The sequence below is a fragment of the Agrobacterium genomosp. 2 str. CFBP 5494 genome (assembly GCF_900013495.1).
GTDB lineage: Bacteria > Pseudomonadota > Alphaproteobacteria > Rhizobiales > Rhizobiaceae > Agrobacterium > Agrobacterium pusense.
Genome location: NZ_LT009719.1, coordinates 1,080,690 through 1,100,623 on the forward strand (window position 1 = coordinate 1,080,690; position 19,934 = coordinate 1,100,623).

14 protein-coding genes and 1 pseudogene are annotated in these 19,934 nt (G+C 57.8%); 1 reads left to right on the top strand and 14 read right to left on the bottom strand.

Translation table 11 applies throughout. The features are described from left to right. On the bottom strand, positions 1 to 1,270 hold a 1,270-nt coding region (locus tag AGR2A_RS19795), incomplete at its 3' end, for a recombinase family protein (protein WP_080823305.1). On the opposite strand from AGR2A_RS19795, the gene AGR2A_RS19800 reads away from it, so the two are divergent. After that, positions 1,269 to 2,807, top strand: a complete 1,539-nt coding sequence (locus AGR2A_RS19800; RefSeq protein WP_011983001.1) for an IS3 family transposase — start codon at positions 1,269 to 1,271, stop codon at positions 2,805 to 2,807. The genes AGR2A_RS19795 and AGR2A_RS19800 overlap by 2 nt on opposite strands. A gap of 69 nt (positions 2,808 to 2,876) precedes the next feature. Here the strand turns inward: AGR2A_RS19800 and AGR2A_RS19805 are convergent. From AGR2A_RS19805 to AGR2A_RS19865, 13 genes and pseudogenes are all read right to left on the bottom strand, one after another. Beyond that, positions 2,877 to 3,713: pseudogene (locus tag AGR2A_RS19805) on the bottom strand (ISL3 family transposase); the annotation flags it as partial. Between the two features lie 483 nt (positions 3,714 to 4,196). Then, positions 4,197 to 4,949: an IS21-like element helper ATPase IstB gene (istB, locus tag AGR2A_RS19810; RefSeq protein ID WP_027677343.1), complete on the bottom strand. Its 753-nt coding sequence runs from the start codon at positions 4,947 to 4,949 to the stop codon at positions 4,197 to 4,199. An 18-nt stretch (positions 4,950 to 4,967) separates the two neighbouring features. Then, positions 4,968 to 6,521 carry an IS21 family transposase gene (gene istA, locus AGR2A_RS19815; RefSeq protein WP_080823306.1) on the bottom strand — a complete coding sequence of 518 codons (1,554 nt, stop codon included), beginning with the start codon at positions 6,519 to 6,521 and terminating at the stop codon, positions 4,968 to 4,970. Positions 6,522 to 6,885: 364 nt separating this feature from the next. Then, entirely contained in the window at positions 6,886 to 7,923 is a 1,038-nt protein-coding gene (locus tag AGR2A_RS19820) for an alginate lyase family protein (RefSeq protein ID WP_072493402.1), read from the bottom strand. Between the two features lie 11 nt (positions 7,924 to 7,934). Then, on the bottom strand, positions 7,935 to 10,670 hold the full coding sequence (locus AGR2A_RS19825) for an SEL1-like repeat protein (protein ID WP_072493401.1): 2,736 nt from the start codon (positions 10,668 to 10,670) through the stop codon (positions 7,935 to 7,937). A 12-nt stretch (positions 10,671 to 10,682) separates the two neighbouring features. Then, positions 10,683 to 11,315 (bottom strand): alginate O-acetyltransferase AlgF, encoded by a 633-nt coding sequence (locus tag AGR2A_RS19830; RefSeq protein ID WP_072493400.1) that lies wholly within the window; start codon positions 11,313 to 11,315, stop codon positions 10,683 to 10,685. 1 nt (position 11,316) lies between these two features. After that, positions 11,317 to 12,684, bottom strand: a complete 1,368-nt coding sequence (locus AGR2A_RS19835) for an alginate O-acetyltransferase AlgX-related protein (protein ID WP_080823307.1) — start codon at positions 12,682 to 12,684, stop codon at positions 11,317 to 11,319. Next, a complete protein-coding gene (locus AGR2A_RS19840) occupies positions 12,644 to 13,408 on the bottom strand; it encodes a hypothetical protein (RefSeq protein ID WP_139786392.1) in 765 nt (254 codons plus the stop codon). Before AGR2A_RS19840 ends, AGR2A_RS19835 begins: the two co-directional genes overlap by 41 nt. Then, a complete protein-coding gene (locus AGR2A_RS19845) occupies positions 13,395 to 14,513 on the bottom strand; it encodes an alginate O-acetyltransferase AlgX-related protein (RefSeq protein ID WP_072493397.1) in 1,119 nt (372 codons plus the stop codon). The genes AGR2A_RS19840 and AGR2A_RS19845 overlap by 14 nt, the downstream gene beginning before the upstream one ends. Before the next feature lie 11 nt (positions 14,514 to 14,524). Further along, complete coding sequence (locus AGR2A_RS19850; protein ID WP_072493396.1) at positions 14,525 to 15,958, bottom strand: MBOAT family O-acyltransferase; 1,434 nt, start codon at positions 15,956 to 15,958, stop codon at positions 14,525 to 14,527. A 9-nt stretch (positions 15,959 to 15,967) separates the two neighbouring features. After that, positions 15,968 to 17,362 (bottom strand): right-handed parallel beta-helix repeat-containing protein, encoded by a 1,395-nt coding sequence (locus tag AGR2A_RS19855; RefSeq protein ID WP_167378231.1) that lies wholly within the window; start codon positions 17,360 to 17,362, stop codon positions 15,968 to 15,970. Beyond that, positions 17,355 to 18,812, bottom strand: a complete 1,458-nt coding sequence (locus AGR2A_RS19860; RefSeq protein ID WP_072493394.1) for a mannose-1-phosphate guanylyltransferase/mannose-6-phosphate isomerase — start codon at positions 18,810 to 18,812, stop codon at positions 17,355 to 17,357. Before AGR2A_RS19860 ends, AGR2A_RS19855 begins: the two co-directional genes overlap by 8 nt. Before the next feature lie 2 nt (positions 18,813 to 18,814). Continuing rightward, entirely contained in the window at positions 18,815 to 19,933 is a 1,119-nt protein-coding gene (locus AGR2A_RS19865; RefSeq protein WP_072493393.1) for an HlyD family efflux transporter periplasmic adaptor subunit, read from the bottom strand. Position 19,934 lies beyond the last annotated feature (1 nt).

The window sequence follows — 19,934 nt, forward strand, 5'->3', positions numbered from 1 at the left end:
CCGACACTTGCAAATTCTCCCACTCTGGAGACTTCCGCAAAAGCTCCTCGGCGTAAGCCTCGAGGAGCTTTTCCTTTTTTGCCTCCGTGTCGATCTCGCCTGATGCAATGCGGGCCATCATATCGTTCTGCGCAGCCGCCACAAACTGCTGCTGCATGATGTCGATCACATCCATAGACGCCATGATGTTGGCGATGTCGCCATGAACCTGCAGGACTGCTGGCTGGTGGCCGGGAGTCTTGCCGATCACGACCGCCTGGATGAGATCACGGACGATCGGCATCAGCCGGCGCTTAGCCTGCTCGTCGGCATTGTTGCGGGCGAGGAAGATCAGCTCGCGGATGGCGAGCTCCGTGTTGGCTGGATTGAACTGCGCCTTCAGCTTCGCAATCTTCTCGTGAAAATCCTCTGCCGGCTCTTCGGCCGTGCCGGCGAGCTCCTTGACCAGCTTCTCGCGCGTAACTTCCAGCTCATCGAGCTGGTCGTCAAGGATGGCGAGGCGCGGCCGGCCTTCGGCATGCCGGTCCTGGATCTGCTGCATGAGGCTAGCCTGCTTTGACTTGATGGTCGAAAGCTCTTCCGCCAATGCGTCTCTTCGGGAAGGGGCGCTCTTCAGCTTGGTCGTCTCGTGCGCGACCATTTTCTCGGAAATGCGGTCGAAGATATCGAGCGAGTAGAAGGAAACGGGGAGGCAGTTGAGCACGCGTTCTTCGAGTTCGTGGCGAGTGATTGTCTTGCTGTTACCGCAGCAGGCGCCGCCGAGGTCATCGACTGGCAGGCGCTTCTTTCGGTTTGTGCAGCTATAGCGATCCTTGCCGGAGATCGCGTAGGGGCCGCCGCACTCGGCGCATTGCAACATGCCGCTCAGCAGATATTCCGGCCGGTGTGTCGCGTTGAGCCGGTTGCTCTGCCCGAAGTCGAATAGATCGCCCACTACCCTCTGCCGGCCCTTGACGCGCTGCCACAGTTCGTCCGACACGATACGCATCTCGGGGACTTCTTTGAACACCCACTCGGCGGCGTCGTTGGCGCGGGCGGTACGTCGTTCCGTCTCCGGATTCTTTCGGTACTGGCGCCGGTTCCAGACGATACGGCCGATATAGCTCTCGTTGTTGAGGATGCCGCTGCCCCGGCCAACATGGCCACGGATTGCGGTGTCGCGCCATTTGCGGCCACGCGGGCCGGGGATGCCTTCCTTTGTTGGTTTCCGCGCAGAAGTGAGCCGGTGGGGGTGCGGACGAAAACTTGGACCACCAAGGAGGTAGTTCATGTATTCCTACGCAGACAGACTTCGAGCGGTTGAGCTCTATATCCGGCTTGGCAAGCGGCTTAACGCGACCATTCGCCAGCTGGGATATCCCACCAAGAATGCGCTGAGAGGCTGGTACCGCGAGTACCTACAGCATCTCGACCTGCGTACTCAGCCGGTAGCGCGAGCGCCAAAATATTCAGAGGCTCAGAGGCAGGCGGCACTTGAGCACTTTCGCACCCATGATCGTTGCATCTCTGCGACGATGAGGGCGCTCGGCTATCCCGGTCGAGGAACTCTAACCGCATGGGTTCGTGAGGCGTTTCCGGAGGCGCGGACATCGATGGTCGGTCGATCGTGGCACCCTGGCTATTCCGAAGAGGTCCGGCAAGCGGGGGTCATCGGATTATGCAGTGGAGATGAAAGCGCTCAACAGGTAGCTGACCGACTGGGCGTCTCAAGGCCGACATTGTACAGCTGGAAAGATCAGCTACTCGGTCACGAGGCTCCCTCATCCATGAAACGCCGCAAATCCAACCCCAAGCTGCCTGAACGTGAAGAGCTCGAGCGACAGCTTGAAGCCCTCCAGCGTGATGTCCGCCAGTTACAACTCGAGCATGATCTCCTGAAGAAGGCCAACGAACTCCTAAAAAAAGACCTGGGCGTCGATCTGCAGATCCTGAGTAATCGGGAGAAGACCCAACTGATTGACGCCCTTAAGGAAGTTTATCGCTTGCCAGAGCTGCTTGCCCAGCTTCGGATTGCCCGCAGCTCCTACTTCTACCATCGCGCCCGCATGTGCCTGGCAGACAAGTATGCCGCCGTCCGCCACAGCCTAGCTGAGATCTTTGAAACGAACCGTCGTTGCTACGGTTATCGACGACTGCAGGCGTCGCTGGCCAGACAAAGCGTGGTAATCTCGGAAAAGGTTGTCCAGCGATTGATGAAGCAGGAGCAATTGGTCGTTGCCAAGCCGCGTCGACGGCGGTTTGGATCCTATCTGGGAGAGATCAGTCCAGCGCCCGAGAACCTGATCAATCGCGACTTCCATGCAGAAGCGCCGAACGTGAAGTGGCTGACAGACATCACCGAGTTCCAGATCCCAGCAGGCAAGGTGTACCTTTCGCCCATCATCGACTGCTTTGACGGCATGGTCATCAGCTGGTCCATCGGAACCCAACCGGATGCAGGTCTCGTCAACACCATGCTGGATGCAGCCATCGAAACCGTCGCCAACGGCGAGGAACGGCCAATCATCCATTCTGATCGCGGAGCCCATTATCGATGGCCCGGCTGGTTAACCCGTATCAGCGAAGCAAGACTGGTTCGCTCGATGTCTCGAAAGGGTTGCTCGCAAGACAACGCCGCGTGCGAAGGGTTCTTCGGTCGGTTGAAAACCGAGCTCTTCTATCCACGAGACTGGAAGGTCATCACGATCGAGCAGTTCGTGGCAGAGGTGGACGCCTACATCCGATGGTACAATGAAACGCGCATCAAAATTTCACTGGGATCACTCAGCCCGGTCGAATATCGTAAGAGCCTCGGCCTGAGCATTTAAAACAGTCCAACTTTTTATCCGCACCCCCTTATGCGCCTAACCGGCTCACTTCTCCGCGGAAACCAACAATCCCTCGTACTGGATCCTCTCGGCGGCCGTCAGCAGTTCGGGGTTGATCGTGGCCGCTCCGATCGCAGTTCGGATCTGGCGCATCGATTTGCGCACCGCATCGAGGAATGCCCGGCTGGCGTTCTCCATTAAGTGCCAGCGGTCAGCGACCTGGGTGGCGTGTGGCAACGCCTTGGCTGCAGCCGTCGCGTAACCACCGCCGCGGTCGCGAGCGACGATGCTGATCTGAGGTTGGTCCGAGAGCCAGGCCTGGGCCGTCGACGGCTCCCGATCCGGCAGGAGAGCAATGGTTTTGCGCCGTTCCAGATCGCAGATGATGGTCCCATAGCGTTGATTTCGTCGCCACGCCCAGTCGTCGATACCGATCACGGTGGGTGGGACAAAGCGCGGACTGCCGCGTCGCCGCACGACGCGCAGCAGCGTATCGTTGCTGACCGGCAACATCTGCCTTTTGGCAAAGGTGGCCGCTGGCCTGCCACCCAGTGCAAGTCCGAGATGATGGACGATGTGGTCAAGCCTGGCGGTTCGCCGCGCCGAAGGCGCGAGAATGTCTCCGTCGAAGCGCTCGGCGAAGATTCGCCGACCGCATAGCAGTGCATCGCAGTGGAACCGGCGCGCTTCAATGACAAGCCGAACGGGCTTTCCCACCAAGGGCAGGTCAGCCAGGCGTCGTTGATATCGACTGTGGATTCGTTCCGACCTTGTTCCACAGATTGGGCAAAAGCTTGCTTTGCTCGTCGGCCGGACTGCGATCAACATGACGTCGTCATCAATGGCTGTATTGTCGACTATAAAGCCGCGAGGGACGAGCGTCGACGATCTGAGCGAATGGCCCATGGTATTGATTCCTTGCGTGAAACCAACATCAGCCAGCACTTGATTTCATGAAAAGTGAGTCAGAGCCCCGTTTGGACGCCGATCACCCCATGTGCAGGGTCCTTATTCCATGCCTAATCACCGGTTCTGTCTCATGGGCGCTGATGTCGGACAATCAAAGTGCTGCCGGTTTAACTTTTCGCATCTAGTCACTTACAAGGCTTCGTCGCCGCCAGCACCATGCCAGTGATTAGAAGTGACGATGGGAGGCATCGTTTTGATCTGCAGCTCCATCAGTCTGCTTACTGCGCTGAGGGAGACAAGTTGGATAACGCAAGGAAAACGAAACTCATTCGAAGAGCCATCACTCTCATTGCGGATTTCAGATTAACGGGACATCGATTCCGGTAAATCCCGGACAGTCGTTTCACTAAATCGCGGACAGTCTCGCGGGATTGACTTTCGTTCGCCTGGTTGATGTCATTGGTTATTGATTTCGGCGTTTTACGCTTCGGTCAAGAGCGGTCTTGGTTTTTGCTTCCTCATGCTGTCTCCCTCGAGCGCAATTCGATGGGCGTTATGGACGATACGATCGAGGATGGCGTCAGCGATCGTTGGTTCGCCGATCATCTCGTGCCACTGCGCGACGGGAAGCTGGGCGGTGATCAGAGTGGATTTCCGGCGGTAGCGCTCTTCGAAGATTTCCAGGAGATCGAGCCGCTGCTGATCGCTGAGCGCGTGGGTTCCCCAGTCGTCAAGGATGAGTAATTGAACACGCGCGAGCTTGTCGACCAATCGGGGAAACCGCCCGTCGAGGCGCGCTAGCGCCAAATCCTCGAAGAGACGGGGCATGCGGACATAGAGAACGGAATAATCGAGGCGGGCCGCTTGCCGTCCGATGGCGCAGGCGAGCCATGTTTTGCCCGTTCCCGTTTGTCCGGTCAGGATCAAGTGCTCATGGGCCTTGAGCCATTCGCCTTGGGCAAGCGAGAGGAGCTGTCGGCGGTCGAGGCCGCGAGGGGCGGCGAAGTCGATGTTCTCGATGCAAGCATCGGGGAAACGCAGTTTGGCGATTGCAAGCCGGTTGGTCAGTCGCTTGTCGCCGCGCACGGCCATCTCCCGATCAAGCATCAGGCCGAGCCATTCATCGCGGTTGAGATCGCTGCCCTCAGGTTGATTGGCCAGGTCGCGATATGCTGCCGCCATGCCGGATAGGCCGAGCGCATGCATCTGGTCGAGGGTTGGATGTGTGAGCATGTGAGTATCTTCCTTTCTTCACTGGTAATAGGAGCTGCCGCGGATGTTGCCATGCATCGGGGTGGGCTTGACTGGCTCAGCACCAGGCGGGGCCTGATCGAGACCGGATTTGAGGATGGTGCTGACGGAGGAATAGCTGAGCGCATTGATCGTCAGTGCCCGATCGCACGCCGCTTCCAGACGCTCGGGGCCGTACCGGCGCGCGAGCGATAGAACGCCTTGAGCGGCGCGGTATCCCTGCTGAGGATGAGGTCTATCGCGCATCAGCCGCTCGATCAGGATTACAGCGTTGCGGCCAATCTTTGCAGCTTGCTTGATGAGGCTCGCAGGCGTCGTGTTGGCATAATGCTGATGTGTCTTCGGCATATGCTCGTTGACGGTGACATGACCGCCCCGCTGCGACGTCCGGCGGTGGCTGGCGACACGTTGGTGATCATGGAGGATCTCGACGATCCGGCTTGTAAGCCGGACATCGACCTGGCGGCCGATCAGGCGGTGCGGCACGGAATAGAAGGCCTTGTCGACCTCGACATGGTAGTCGGGATGAACCTTTGCCGACTTCCATTCGGAATATTCGAATGGCGTTGCCGGCAAGGGCGCAAGCGCGTCTTGCTCGATCTCCTCGAAGAGCTGCCGGCGGGATTTGCCAACCCGGCGCATCGGCCGGCTATTGAGATCGTCGAGAAGCTGGCTGATCCGCACGTTGAGATCGACAAGGCTGAAGAAACGGTCGTTTCTCAGCCGCGCCAGGATCCAGCGCTCGACGATGAGAACGCTGCCTTCGACCTTGGCCTTGTCCTTCGGCCGTTTCGGACGGGTCGGCAGGATCGTCGTGTCGTAATGCTCGGCGAATGCCGCAAAAGTGGCGTTGATGGTCGGCTCGAACCACAAGGGCTTGGCAACGCCGGCCTTGAGGTTGTCGCAGACGATGGCTTTCGTCACGCCACCGAAGAAACCCAGCGCCAGCTGCTGACCCTCGATCCAGTCGGGCAACCGTTGAGTGAAGCTTGCATAGGCGAAGGTGTACAAGGAGGCTGGCAGAACCGCGACGAAAATCTGCGCCAGCCGGATTTCGCCCGTCACCGGATCGATCACCGGGACGGTTTGGCCGGCGTAGTCGGTCTGCATCGCCGCGCCGGCAGTGTGGCGATTGCGGAAGGTGGCGCTGGCGCGCTGCTCGAAAGCGGCAAACCGCTCGCAGAACCACGTGTATCCGTAACCGTTGGGGTGCCGTTCGCGATATTCCTGCCACAACAGCGTCAGTGTCACGCCCTTCCGCTTCAATTCACTGGCGATCTTGCCCCAGTCGGGTTCGTGCATGTCCTGGGGCGGACGGCCGCGACGATGGAACAGGCGGCGCTGCAGAATGCCATCATCGTCCAGCCCAGGCGGTAACGGCCAGCCCGTCAGCCCGGCCTCACGCGCCCGCAGCAGGTAGGTCGAAATGGTCGTTTTGCTGATCTTCAGCCGTTCCGATATCGCACGAACCGAAAGCCCCTGTTCGTGCGTCAGTCGCAATATCGATCGAATGTCCTTCACGTCAGTAAGTCTCACCTGCTTCCGTCTCGCCATTCATCAGCCCCTCGTTCAAATCGAGGTCCAGAATGGCAAAACGGCGCGTGCGAAAGTCGATCTTTTTGCCGAAAGACTGTCCGGGATTTACCGGAATCGCTGTCCGGGAATTAGCGGAAATGCTGTCCCGGATTTAGTGAAATCGCTGTCCGGGATTTAATGGAATCCCTGTCCGCGAATTACCGAAACCCGCAACTCTCATTGGCGTTTCCGGCTTAATCGCTGCTATCAGCGCAGAAAAGAGGCCATTATCCGGCAAGAATGGCACATTCCCGCGTGCCGAACGACCAAGCAGGCTCGTAGCGTCAATCAGCATCAGCGCTGTCGAAAATCTCCGTGCGACGAACACAGCCACGTTAAATTTTTATTCGACATCCTTGTAATATTCGGTGAGATTGCCTCCAAGGAACGAGTTTGAAAGAGGGCGATAAGTGTTTGCGAGATCCGTGGCTGCCGTGTCGCCACCCTGCAGGTATAGGTAAGGTTCGAGCCACGCGATCTGGAACCCGCGGAGTTTTTCCTTTTTTGTTTGAAAGCTTTGCCTCGCACCAGCAAGGTCGGAAACCATAGCGGGGTCCGCAAGTGCGGTGATAGTGAAGTCCACGATTTTGTCCAGCTTCCCTTCGCAGACCCCCAACGTTTCCGGGCGGGATGGATATAGAAGCAGTGCCGTAACGACGAGGGGGGCGACAGCGTGTAGTTGATAATGCAGCGCCTTGTCCTTGCGCTTCATTTCTTCAGGCAGGCTGCCATTGGGGTTTGCCGAACAGATCAGCATCTCGTTCGTCCGCGCCCCCCAGTCCAGAAGGTTTTGGCGATTGGTGATTGCCCCGACCTGTGCGGCAGCAAGCCCTGCCCATGCGCGGTGGTTGTTGCGAGAAGCAATGGGCGGGGCCTCGGTATCGAAAAACAGGACTTGCTTTTCAGCCAGCCACCCAAGCCAGTTTTCAATCGACGTTCCCGCTTCTGTCGGCGGCGTTTTCACGGTCATAGCTCTGGCGTAAGCTGCTGCGATGCCGGCTATACGGGACGATAGAGCCAGATGTGCATTCATCGTTTCGGCCTGCGTCAGCGCTCCAGCCGTAGCCCAGACCGCAAGATTGGCGAAAATGCAGTCGGCTGCTTCATCCGCCTTTTTTTCGTCCATGGTCCTGTTTGCGACTTCGGCCAGATCGCGGATAAAGCCATCGATAGGGGCAATAGATTTTTCCACCTCGGCATTCAGTTTTTCGTCGATTTCCGAGCGGGATTTATCGTCGTCCTTGTACCGCGACGGTAGATCCACATTCACCACCGGGTTTAGCGGTTGCGGGCACTTGTCATCAGCAAGCGCATTGGCTGCAAACAGGAAGCCCACCAGGCTGAAGACAATTCCGGCACATTTGAGAAAAGAAACGGTCACATTCCCACCTTTCAGTTCATTTTGGCGTTCATGCCGGTCAGCATTTCTGCGGCCTCGTCACTTCCAAGAGCGGATGCCTTGCGCAGCCAGCCTCTCGCCTCGTCCAGAGACACGGGGCCACCGATGCCATAGGCGTGGTTGCGGGCGAGAATGAGCATAGCAGGCACGTCGTTGAATTTCGCGGCTGTTGTCAGCAATGTTTGCACCTGTTCCACGCCTTCACCCGGCCTTGGTTCAGTCATCACATATTTCGCATATTCGCGCATGCCACCGGGATCTCCGCTCTCCGCTGCCGATTTGTAAAGATCGTGCAGATTTACCTTGGAAAGAACCAGTGATCGGATCGGATCGTTCATTTTCTTGATACGCGCAACACGCTCATAAAGCTGGTCCGGCGTGGTGTTGCTGATCGAGGAGAGAACGACTTCGGCGGCCTTGTCCTTAGAGTAAGTCTTCTTTGTCGGATCTGAATAATGGCTCAACAGAACCATTTCCGCTTTCATGTCGCCCAGACGAACAGCATCTTCATAAAGAGCGATGGATTTCTGTGCCGCATCGCTTCCCTGATTTTGGGCAACGAACTCGGCGAGAAGCCGGAAGCGCCAGCCCCTTTGTTCGGACACGGTCTGCGCGATTGTGATCCAGTTTTGTGACTTCGCCGCATCGATAGGAGCATATGCCTTTGCCAGCGAAAATGCATTCTCGAAATTGCAGTCCATGATGGAAGACGCCATGGAAAGAAGCCGGGCCCGGTCGCGTGTTGAGTTCTCGCTTTCTGCGGCAAACATCAGAGCCGTTGAATCGCCGTCGCTTGCGATGACGTCCTTGTATTGCCGATAGATTTCCTCCTGTCCACGAAGCGACGCCAGCGCCCGCATGGCGCGGCCATTGCCTTCTGCGCTGGCTTTTTCGAGATAGCCAAGTGCAAGTTTCCGAAGCTGTTCATTGTCAGGAAGGTTGGCGATCACTGCAATTGCTGATGCGACCTGCGTAGCGACGGACCCCGTTTCGGCTGCGGAAAGATAAAGCTGGAGAGCTTCCTGTTTCATGCTGTCGTTGGTTGCTGCGGACAGCAACAGCTTGGCATGGCCAACCCCGGCGTCGCCGTTTGCGCTGACCTTGGCGGTCCATTCACGCATGGTTGCAGGCTCTGCAGCCGTCAGTTTCAGATAATACAGATAGGCCGCAAGTGCATCGGAGCGACCGTAGAGCGCTTCCGACTGCAAGGCCGCAATTTCAACGGCATCCGGTCGACGCCACAGCTTGACGATCCGCCACAATGGCCAGTTGGAGGCGACTTCCTCATCGCTCATCTCATCCCATTTTGCGGCCTCTACAAAATCCGGGCCGCCCGGTCGTCTGCATAGATACGCCGCTTTTAGGTCGTTTACGGTGCCGGTGACGCCAAAATTCTCCAGAACTGCGCGGAGAAGGTTTGTGGCTTCATTGAAGCGACCGGGTTCATCGACATGTCTGAAGCGCATTTCGGCCAGACTATTCATGGACGAAATGTCGCGAAGCTTGGCCCCCTTCTCGAAGAAGGCGGTCGCTTCGGCTTCCCCGGCCCACTGTCCCTGCTTTTCCAGGGTGAGGTTCCCCAGTCTCGAAAACACCCAGGCAGGCGCATCGTTCAGCTTTGCAAGCTCGCGCAATGTGTCTTCATATGCCTGTAGCGACTGAAGATTGTCGCTATCTGCGCGGTAAATCGCGGCCAGATGTGTCAAGCCGCTCTTATTACCAACGTCGGCAGCCTTTATGAAATATTCGCGCGCCAGCGTCTCGTTTCTCTCCACGATGGCACCGGTGTTGTAAATCTTGGCCAATTCGACCATCGCCGGCACGACGCCGTTGTCTGCCGCCATTTTGAGATAGCGTAACAGGGTCTCGTTGTCCTTTTCGATCGCCGTACTTTCGAGGTGATAACGGGCGACCTTCCATGCGGAAGCGCCATCGCCCAGATCTGCGGCGACGCGAAGCCATGCCTCTGCAATCCGCCGGTCCGGCGCTACGGCCTCACCCTTTTCGAATTCGCGGGCGATACGCGATACGCGCTCGCATATCCGGTCGTCCAGCTTGCCGACCATCGAACCCAGCGCCATTGTTATGGCGAGCGATGGCTCCATTTTCCAACCCGGCACCGGCTTGCCGCTGAGCTGCGATTTGGCAAGGGTCAGAAGGGCATCGGCGTGACCATTCGAAGCGGCGCGGACCAGCAGACGTTCTGCCTCTGCCTCTCCGCCGTGATTTTTTGTCACACCGGTGAGGATCAGGTCGGCGGCGAGCTTCATTTCCCTCGCCGACATGGCGTTTCCGACAGCGAAGAGCTTGGTCAGCAGACCGCTGCTCTCAAGTTCATTGAGCTTGCTGGCGCGTAGATGCAGCTGAATTTTCTCGGCAACGACATCGTTTGGCGTCAGGTCGGAGCGTTCACCGAGGCGATCGATGATCGTTTGGACAAGATCGAAATTGCGCACCGCGTCCAGATCGCGAAGTCTCTGTGCCTCGCGCAGGATTACCCATTCCTTGGCGTCCGGCAGTTTTTGCCGATCCCACGCCGTCCAGCGCGTCGCGATATCCTCATCGGTCGCGCGCTGAACACATATTTTGGCAGGCTCGACCTTCGGTGGCAGGAATTCGATTTTGAGTTGCTGTGAAGTGGCGGCAAATGCAGCCGTGCCTGCGAAAACGACTATTGCCGAGGATAGAGCGCTGCTTGCGGCTTTGAATGTTCTGGATGCACGCAACATGGCGTATTCCCCTTATCTTTGTAGGAGATTGTTTTCGAGCGCGACGGCTTTGTACTGACCGTTCGTCCCTCTGATCACGATCGAATATCCGGCTTTCCGCTTGATATCGATTGGTTCGATGCTTGCGACTGCCGCACCGTCCTTTTGGACTTCGAAGGCCAAGGAAAGCGGTGCCTTCAGCGCAACGTCCTTGCTTTCGCCCTTCGCCACGCCTTTCAGGGCAAGCGCCTTTGCTGCCGGCACAAACAGGTCGACATTCGGAATGTCGCTTAGATTGTAAAGGTACAGTTGGGCTTTCGCCGGATCGTTCTTGACGATATCGCTGAACACGCGTTCGCCGTCAGCCCCGATGGTCATCGTATAATATTTGCCGGGCTCGACTTTCACGACGGCGTTCTTGCCGCCGGATGAAACCTCCACGGAGCCGGGGTCGACGTTCACATATGCCGACACACCCTTATCGGGCGAAACCGGCTTGCCGCCAATCGTTGCCGTCTGTTGATCGAAGGTAACCACACGCACGAAGGACGCATTTGGATCGTCCGCTCTGCCATAAAGTCCCGCGTCCTGCGCATGCGCGGTGAGGGAGGCCGTAACGCTGGCGGCGAAGACTGCAAACGGAAGTACTTTTGATAGAAGCTTCATGTCAGTTTTCCTTTACGCTTGCCGAGTGGCAAATGCTCACACCGGCCCTTTCGGGAGACAGGGTGTCGAAAACGATTTGTACGTTCGTCACGTTTTTTGAATGGGCATCGAACGGGAAGTAATAGCGCCCGCTTGATGTGGCACGGGCAGGTCTCGAAATCTGTGTTTCGATGACATCGCCCCCTTCAAGTGCCACGCGCAGTATGGCTTGCCGACTGTTCTCGTTTCCGGCGTCAGCCAGAATAACGGAAGGGCTATTGAGAATTTCAGGCCGCAAAGCGAGATCGAGGACATTGCTTTCAAGTGCGGAAACAAGAGGTGTGGGAACGAGATCGCATGTCTTAGTGGCGGCAGCCGTCAGCTCTCGCAACGGCGCATCGCCGAACTTGCCAAGGTTGTTGTAGATAGGATTTTCCCAGATCAGAAACCTGGGACGCTTTTCGGCGAAGGCTGCCGAGGTGATGTAAGAGGTGATGGAACCGAACTGGTTGCCGCCTGACACCGCATAATTGCTGACCGGCGTCTGCATTTCCTGGGAGAGAAAGCCTGCGAAGTTGGCCGGTGCGAGATCGGAAAAGCTCGTCCCGACCAGCGCGACCTGATCACCGGCGTCGTCGCTGCCGAAGATATCGAGTTGAGCGTCGCCCGGTGCTGAAACTTCCGTAGTCTCGAAAGAATCCATTTCCGCAAGTGGCAGAGAGGACAGGCATGAAGCCTGAAGAAAACGCCGCATGGTAGAAATGATCTGCTGCCGATTGGTCGGCTTGGTTTCGAAAGACGCCGTCTGGAGCGTGTCGGCTCCCGGAAGAGATTTGATCGTCGCCGCAACTTCTTTTGCCGCAGATTGAGCGCCCCACGCCGTCCAGTGGAAATCCGCCTGCAAAAAGGGTGGATGATACTTATCATTGCTGCGAAGCGCGCTGAGCACATCGACGGTGAGAACGCCGTTGTGGCGCAATTTTGCCAGCGCGTCATCATAGGCCGCCTTGGCGATATCGTAGTTGAAGCCGAGCTCGTAGGTCCGGTCAGGCAAGAACTGCGGCATCGTCAGGCTTTTGGTGGGAATGGGAACGTATACCAGCGTCGTACCATTTGCCTCCAGCGCTTTCGCCACCTCGGCGAGCTGCTTGGCGGTGTGGTCGCTCAGCTGGTGTTGCATGCGAATATCGGCTAGAACGCGATAAAAATAGCCCTGCTTCCCCTCCACGGAGGCGACCAGCGGGTCGTTCTCCAGTCGCGAGCAACCGAAATCTGAAGCAATGGCGGGTAAACAAAAAATGGCCATCCAGACCCCACATGGGGCGAATGGTAAATGCATATTGCGGATGCTAATCATCAACGTCCCCAGATTTATGGTTTTCCGTGACATCGTTGGAGGCGAGCTTGCGACGAAGCGCGCCCGCCACGCTTTGCGTTTTCAGGTCGCCTGCGCGCTCCGCAACGACGAGATAGGCTTCGATCTCCTTTTTCTTGGTCGCTGCATCGCCCAGCGACATCAGGCTGATTGCCTCTTCCAGTGCAGCGACAGAATTGCCCCTGAGCGCCGCTTTCGCCCGGAAGTCGGCATATTTTTCCGAGCTGTTATCGAAAGGCGTCCCTGAGCGGTATGCTGACATCAACCCTTCGAACGCGGCTTCGTCGCCCCGTGCGGCATGTGCCTTGAGTGCTGCTTCCGCCGACTCCAGACGCTTCCTGTTGCTGGTGGTTGGCTCCGCCTTATGCACCAGCGCCACCAGCGGCTTCACGGCCCCGGCTCGGCCAGCCGAGGCTGCCATCGTGAAATAGTGAAGGGCGTCATTGGACAGCTCAGGTTTTTCATAAAGCTGTTTGGCAATTAGAAGCGCCGCCAAGCTATCGCCGTGGTCCGCCAGTGCCTGCATCTGCCGGTAGGGAATGCGCTTGTTACTGACCATGCGCTTGCGCGCATCCCGCAGTTCCTGTGTCGGCAGTTGATCCGTTCTGGTGATGCCGGAGATGAAACTCTTCTTTTTGCGCGCTGCCGCCGAGGCATCGCCCGCAACGGAGAGAACCAGAACCGCCCCCATGACGGCGGCTCCACAAAAACGAAATACGTTAGAGTCAGTGCGAGCCATGACCGGCCTCCTTCTTTTCAGGCGCTTCGCCCCACAGATGGGGATCGGTCAGAAAGCGGACGGGAAACTCCCAGACAACGCTCTGCGGCTGAGCGGCAGCTTCGTTCAGCGATGCGAGATACTTGCGCATCGGCGCGACAGGGCCCTGGCCGACGAGCGCGGCATTGGCGACGTCGAGCCCTGTCTCGAAAGACAGGAGAGGTGCGAAAGACCAGAGTTCGTTGGCGCTGTAACTGGTGCCGACAAGCGCCACCGGAATGCTCGTCGCATCTCCGAACAGGTCGTTTATCTGAAACGTATCGGCCTTGGCCGTCACCGTATAGGGCGTGACCGTTTCCGTTCCCAGACCGACGAAACGAGCGAAAACTCCGCCTGTCACGTATTTGACGAGATCGCCCTCGACCTGTTGATCCGCGCCTTGAGACATTTCGAACATATCCGGCTTTTCGCCGAGCGCTTGTGCGGCCACCGCATCTGCCACGACCTGTGCGCCAGCGGGCGTCCAGTGAGTGTCCGTTTTCAGAAAAACCTGCTGGCCGTTGCGGGCCGAAACAAGTACGCTGCGGGTATCGACGGACGTTATGCCGCGCTCCACGAGTTTGGCCCGGAAATTCTCATAGATTTCCTTGGCCATGGCCGAAGCCGCCGGCTGGTGCAGTTCATCGTGATAGACATCGCTCTTCATCGGCAGCGGGACCATGATGAGCCGGATGTTCCTGTCTGCCAGCGTTTTGGCAATGCTGGAGATCTGATCGACGGACGCCGTCATAGATGCTTCAAGATGGGCAGGTGAACGAAACTCCTCGTCGGTAAAAAGATAACCATCTTCCCCGGCAACCACGCCACGTCTTCCTTCACCCAGAAGGAGGTACCGGGCGGCACCGACCATCTCGACGGCGAGCTGACGGTGCGGCAGGCCATCCCGATAGAGTTTCTCGAGATGAACGGTCACACCCCCGTTGAAATAGGAGGCGAGCGATGGCTCTTCCGCTGATTGGGCGGGTGCGATCCTACCCGGTATGCTGAAGTTTGCGATGGCCGCGTAACCAAAGAGGGCGGCTGGTATCAGAAGCTGGATGGCGAGCGTCGAGCGAACTGCCGTCATGATCTGGCTCCTTAGAACTGGAAGTAGAGGAAGGGTGAATAGGCGCTGTCGGCGAGCTTCATCACGGTAATCACGCAGAGAAGCAGGATGATCAGCGGCAACGCGACGGATGTCTCCATGACCATGGTGCCATCGGGCCGGATGACGACATTCTGATCAGACTGGAAGGCGTTTTGCAGCCATGGCTCGAAGGCCGCGACGAACGTCGCCACAATCATCATCAGCATGGCTTCCCGCGTGAAGGCAAGATTGAGCACGGGCGTCCGTTCCAGACCGTTGAAGCCGAGCATCCCGGCATAGACATTGGCGGCAATGGAGAGATTTTCCGCGCGGAACACCACCCATCCGATCAGGACTAGGAGAAGCGTGAGGGGAAGCGAAACCCAGTGGTGTTGCGCCTTCTTGTCCCACCCAGTTGCGCGCTCCACGGCCAGAAGCCCACCGTGCCACGCTCCCCAGATCACGAACGTCCAGTTCGCGCCATGCCACAACCCGCCCAGCAGCATGACGAGGAAGAGGTTGATGTAGGTGCGGGCTGGACCGAGACGGCTGCCGCCCATCGAAATGTAGAGGTAATCGCGAAGCCAGGTGGAGAGGCTGATGTGCCATCTGCGCCAGAATTCGGTGATGCTGCGGCTGGTGTACGGCATGTCGAAATTCTTGACGAACTGGAATCCGATCATCAGGCCCAGACCGCAGGCCATGTTGCTGTAGCCGGAGAAGTCGAAGTAAAGCTGGAGCATATAGGCGATTGCGCCGGTCCAGGATTCCAGAAGGGTAGGCGAGGGGTCTGCAAAGACCGCATTGGCAAGGGGCGCGATGCTGTCGGCGATCAACACCTTCTTTGCCAGGCCGACCGTAAACAGTGCGGCGCCATCGGCAAACTTCTGGAGGCTGTGTTCACGATACTTAAACTGGTCGGCAAGGTCGCGAAAGCGCAGGATCGGACCGGCCACAAGCTGAGGGAAGAGTGCCTTGAATGCTGCCAGATCGATGAAGTTGTGTGTCGCCAGTGTATCCCGACGGTAAACGTCGATGAGATAGCTGACGGATTGGAAGATGTAGAAAGAAATACCGATCGGCAGGATGAGGCGCCAGTGGAAACCCATCTCGGCGGGCGTCGTACCGAATACGGCAGCGATGCTGTCCATGAAGAAGTTCAGGTACTTGAAGATGCCAAGCACCAGAAGGCAGCCGGTTATCCCCACGATCATCAGTGTTTTCGCCAGCGGCTTATCGAGGTTCTTCTCGATGAGGATGGCGAAGCTGTAGACCCACACCGTCGTTGCGAAGAGAAGCCCGAGAAAATCGACCCGCCACCAAGCATAGAAGATGTACGAGCCGATCAGGATCGTGAGCGAACGAAACCGGGGCGGCGTCAGGTAATAGGCGATCAGAAAGCATGGCAGATACATGAAGAGGAAAATTTCGGACGAAAAGACCATCTTGGGTGCCTATTTCTTGGAGGTGCAGTCTGCGAGACCGAAGGCGGAAAAGGATGCCAGTTGAACGCTGGCCGTCTTCGCTTCTCCCTTCAGCACGAATTCGGAATTGCGCCCAGCATCTTGAGACGCGAGATATCGGCCCGTGGAGCTGGCGATCGCGCCCGCAAAAAGCCGGGTCCATTGCTTGGAAAAGTCATTTCTGGCGATGTTTAGATCGCCATGTGCGTCGGAGCGGATGCCAGCGAGGTTGCGTGAGAAGAGATTGTCGTGAACCTCTGTCGCAACGGAGCTGGTCTGCCCCTCGAGCGTAATGCCGTCACGGTTCTCGACGATGGAATTGCCGACGATGGTAATCCCAAAGCTTGCTTCTAAACGAATGCCGCTAAGGGCGTTGTTCGCCAAAGTGTTGTTGGAAACAGCGTTGCATCCGCTTTTCTTGAGCACGATGCCGGACAAACCGTTTTTTTCGATCCGGTTTCTGCTCATCGCCACCAGAACCGAGCCGTCATCGACGAACACACCGTGGCTCCTGGCGTTGACGATAGTATTGTCCTGCAGATCGATTTTCTGGCTCTGGCTGGTGATCCTGATACCGTGACCAGTGGCGGACAGCAGGGAATTGCCCTTCACCTTCGCGTTCGAGGCGGACTGCAGGACGATCCCGGAAGACCGCATCCCTGTCAGGCGATTGCCCGTCACGGTGCTGTTTGAAGACCGGATGAAGCTGACGGAAACCAGATCCGAGATGTCGTTGTCGCTGACCTCGATATTGGGAGAGCCCAGCGAATAACCTCGTCCAAGAAAAGAAAGGCCCGATGTTTCTGCGAATGTGCCGAAACCGAGATTGTGGATCACGCTTCCCTTGAAAACGGCCTCACCATCGACGACAGTCAGGAGAAAGGGCCGGAAAGGCGTTTGCGCATCCGCAAAAGCACTTCCCTCAATCGTGGCATCGATGACGGAAAGCGTGCCGGCATTGAGGATCAGCGCATACCGCGAACGGTCCAGAACGACATGCTCTCCCGCGCCGATCCTGAGTTCGGCGCCCTTCCAGACGACTAGAGGTGCCGCAATAGTGACGGAGCTTCCGCTTTTCCCGATGAGCCGGCCCAGCCCTTTTTTGGATGCTGAGGCGAGTATATCCGAAAGGGTATAGGAGCCGCTTTCGATGACGATAGCGGTCACATCGGGGCCGATATTCTTCTCGAGTTCCGCCAGCAGACCTTCCCCGGCTCCGATCGTCGCGATCGGCACCATGGTGCTAAATTTCGCGGTGATGAGCCGACGTTGCGCTTCCAGAGGAGCCGCGAGTTTTCCCGCTGCATCCTGTGCGAAAGACGCCAGTGGCAGAACGCTTGCCAGGCAAAGGGAAAGAAGTGCTGCGCGCACTGCCGGTCTAGGCATAATCTTCGTCCCCGATTGCCTGTTGCAGGGCCACGACGGGCATCTGGATATGCGAAACCTGCGGTATGGCTGGCCGGATTTCGCACGTGATCTCGATGAGTTCAGCAGGCAAATCCGAATAGTTGCTGACGAGCGCATAATCCGCGCTCAGAAACATTTCCGCGCTACCGGCGTGGACCGGCATTCCCATCGCGCCGGACTTCAGATGCACCGTGCCGCTCAGAACCGTTACGATGTGGCTTCTGTCCGAACCGCCGAGAATGCGTGCCTGTTTGCCCGGCGCAATCGTCATGAGATTCATGGTGACGCCGTTGGCGGTATGGATGGATTTGAAGGTTCCCCATTCCATATACTGATTACGGTGGCTGCTGACCTCCGGTCGTTGGGTGGAAACGAGTTTCTCGACGATTTTCTTGACGTCCTGCGCCCGCTGCTTGGATGTTACCAGCAGGGCGTCGTCGGTATCGACAACAACTACATCCGTCATGCCGACCACGGCAACCAGCCTGTCGCCGCCGCGAACAAGCGAATCCTGCGTATCGTGCAGCACCACATCGCCGGACGTGACGTTACCGTTTTCGCATTTGCGACTGATGGAGTGCAGAGCGTTCCATGCTCCAACATCGTCCCATTTGATGTCGGCCGGCGCGAGAGCGATATCCATCGTGCGCTCGAAGATCGCCTTTTCCGTCGGCAGGCTGATCGCCTTAATAAAGGACTTCCCTGAAAGCGAGATGCCCCGATTTCCACAGAGCGGTTGCGCATCGTTGAGCGATCCGCGCACTGCGGCATAGGTGGCGGGATCGTGCTGGCGATATTCGCTAACCAGCTTGTCGGCGCGGAACATGCTGATCCCGGACGCCCAGTAGGCATAACCGGTTTCGAACAGGGAGTGAGCGATGCTCAGCTCCGGCTTCTCGATAAAGCGTTCGACACGATGAAGGCCGGGATAGCTGTCGAAGCTACCGCCATCCATGATGTAGCCATAGCCGGTTTCGGCAAAGGTCGGGCGAATGCCGAAGGTTACGATCATGCCGTCGAGCGCGGCTTTCTGCATCTGATTGATGACGCCGTTGAGATCACCCTGAATGACATGGTCCGAAGGAAGCACGACGATCAGGGAATCCGGTTCGGCACCTGCCACATACATCGCCGCAGCAAGCACGGCAGGACCGGTGTTGCGGGCCATCGGCTCGGTGATGATATGCGCCTTGCACTGAATATCGCCCAGTTGCCGCGAGGCGGTTTCCAGGTGACGTTCACCCACCGAGACGATGGGACGTGCGAAGATGCCGCCACGGTGACGCTGCACCGTTTGTTGGAAGAAGGTCAGCGAACCTTTGCCCTCGATTGGCTGGAATTGCTTGGGCTGCGTCTCGCGGGACATGGGCCACAAACGGGTTCCCGAACCACCGCAGAGGATCAAAGGGTAAATCTTGGAGCTCTTCATGGTCATTGTTTCCAGTTTGTAAGGAGCGAAAGCGCTCGGGCGCCCGCATCGTTGATTGCGGCGATGAAGGGCGGTGTGGTGTCGATTGTGACGCGCACTGGCTTCTTGGCGTTGGAAGGTGCCAAGGCCACGTCGGGTTCGAGGGTCACGAGTATGGCCATCGAGGGATCTGTCCCGGCGCTCCTGGACTTCATGTCGGTTAGATTCGCACGATGAACGGTGCCGTCCGCAGCCGTCATCACGATGGTCGCTGTGTCTGACAGGGCGTTGAAGTCCGCCGAGGAGAGGCGTGCTTCGACGACCAGCGCCCCATTGCCGTCACCCAGTTGAGCGACTGGCTCCCCGGCAAGAACGGTCGCGCCTTGATCGACATACCGTTCGCGAATTGAGCAGTCACACGGCATAAGTGTGGTCACCGAAGAGCCAGAGGCGCTTTCGATGGTGTAGAGCGGCTGCCGGTTTGCCGGGTTTTGGGCGAAGAAGGACAACTGTCCCGATGTCGTGGCCCGGAGTACCGATCCGTTCCAGACCGCAACGGACGGGCCCTCTACATCGTGCTGGTAGAGACGACTGGAAATCAGTGCTGTCGCGCCGAAGACGAATAGTACGGATGCCGCAGCCGAAATCGCCCCGCCCACCAATCGGGTCGCGAGCTTTCCGGGGGAGACGTGGGCCTGCTGGTTGCCGGATGCTTTCGGCAGCCGGGATTTTGCTTGCAGAATATCGTGCAGATTGACGACATCGCCCGCGAGCCACGCATTCAGCAAATAGCGAAGCTGAGGCATGTGCGGACCGGTCGGTTCCGCGAAGGTGAGGTCGAGTTCGCCTGTATTGGCGTTCGCGGTATCGACGATGACGGCAATCGGGAGCGAAAACAGGAATGCTCCGAAGTTGAATCGGAATATTGCCATTCGCGTTCCCTGCGTCAGACCCGGTGCTGCGAGACCATTGATCTTGGCCGCAGCCATGGACAGGCATATGCCCTCATAGCTGCGCCCTTCGATGACGACGCTGAACGGCAGGTTAATCGACGGATGCTCGTTTCCGGCGTGCAGGTCCGAAGTGATTGGTGAAAAGCTGCCTGCTGCCCGTTCAGGGCCGACTTGCTCGATATTGGACATG

Bases quoted from the DNA above. Each gene is read 5' to 3' on its own strand.
- AGR2A_RS19800 (WP_011983001.1), top strand. From the start codon at position 1,269: ATGTATTCCTACGCAGACAGACTTCGAGCGGTTGAGCTCTATATCCGG.
- istB (WP_027677343.1), bottom strand. From the start codon at position 4,949: ATGCTCACACATCCAACCCTCGACCAGATGCATGCGCTCGGCCTATCC.
- istA (WP_080823306.1), bottom strand. From the start codon at position 6,521: ATGGCGAGACGGAAGCAGGTGAGACTTACTGACGTGAAGGACATTCGA.
- AGR2A_RS19825 (WP_072493401.1), bottom strand. From the start codon at position 10,670: ATGTTGCGTGCATCCAGAACATTCAAAGCCGCAAGCAGCGCTCTATCC.
- AGR2A_RS19830 (WP_072493400.1), bottom strand. From the start codon at position 11,315: ATGAAGCTTCTATCAAAAGTACTTCCGTTTGCAGTCTTCGCCGCCAGC.
- AGR2A_RS19835 (WP_080823307.1), bottom strand. From the start codon at position 12,684: ATGTCACGGAAAACCATAAATCTGGGGACGTTGATGATTAGCATCCGC.
- AGR2A_RS19840 (WP_139786392.1), bottom strand. From the start codon at position 13,408: ATGGCTCGCACTGACTCTAACGTATTTCGTTTTTGTGGAGCCGCCGTC.
- AGR2A_RS19845 (WP_072493397.1), bottom strand. From the start codon at position 14,513: ATGACGGCAGTTCGCTCGACGCTCGCCATCCAGCTTCTGATACCAGCC.
- AGR2A_RS19850 (WP_072493396.1), bottom strand. From the start codon at position 15,958: ATGGTCTTTTCGTCCGAAATTTTCCTCTTCATGTATCTGCCATGCTTT.
- AGR2A_RS19855 (WP_167378231.1), bottom strand. From the start codon at position 17,362: ATGCCTAGACCGGCAGTGCGCGCAGCACTTCTTTCCCTTTGCCTGGCA.
- AGR2A_RS19860 (WP_072493394.1), bottom strand. From the start codon at position 18,812: ATGAAGAGCTCCAAGATTTACCCTTTGATCCTCTGCGGTGGTTCGGGA.
- AGR2A_RS19865 (WP_072493393.1), bottom strand. From the start codon at position 19,933: ATGTCCAATATCGAGCAAGTCGGCCCTGAACGGGCAGCAGGCAGCTTT.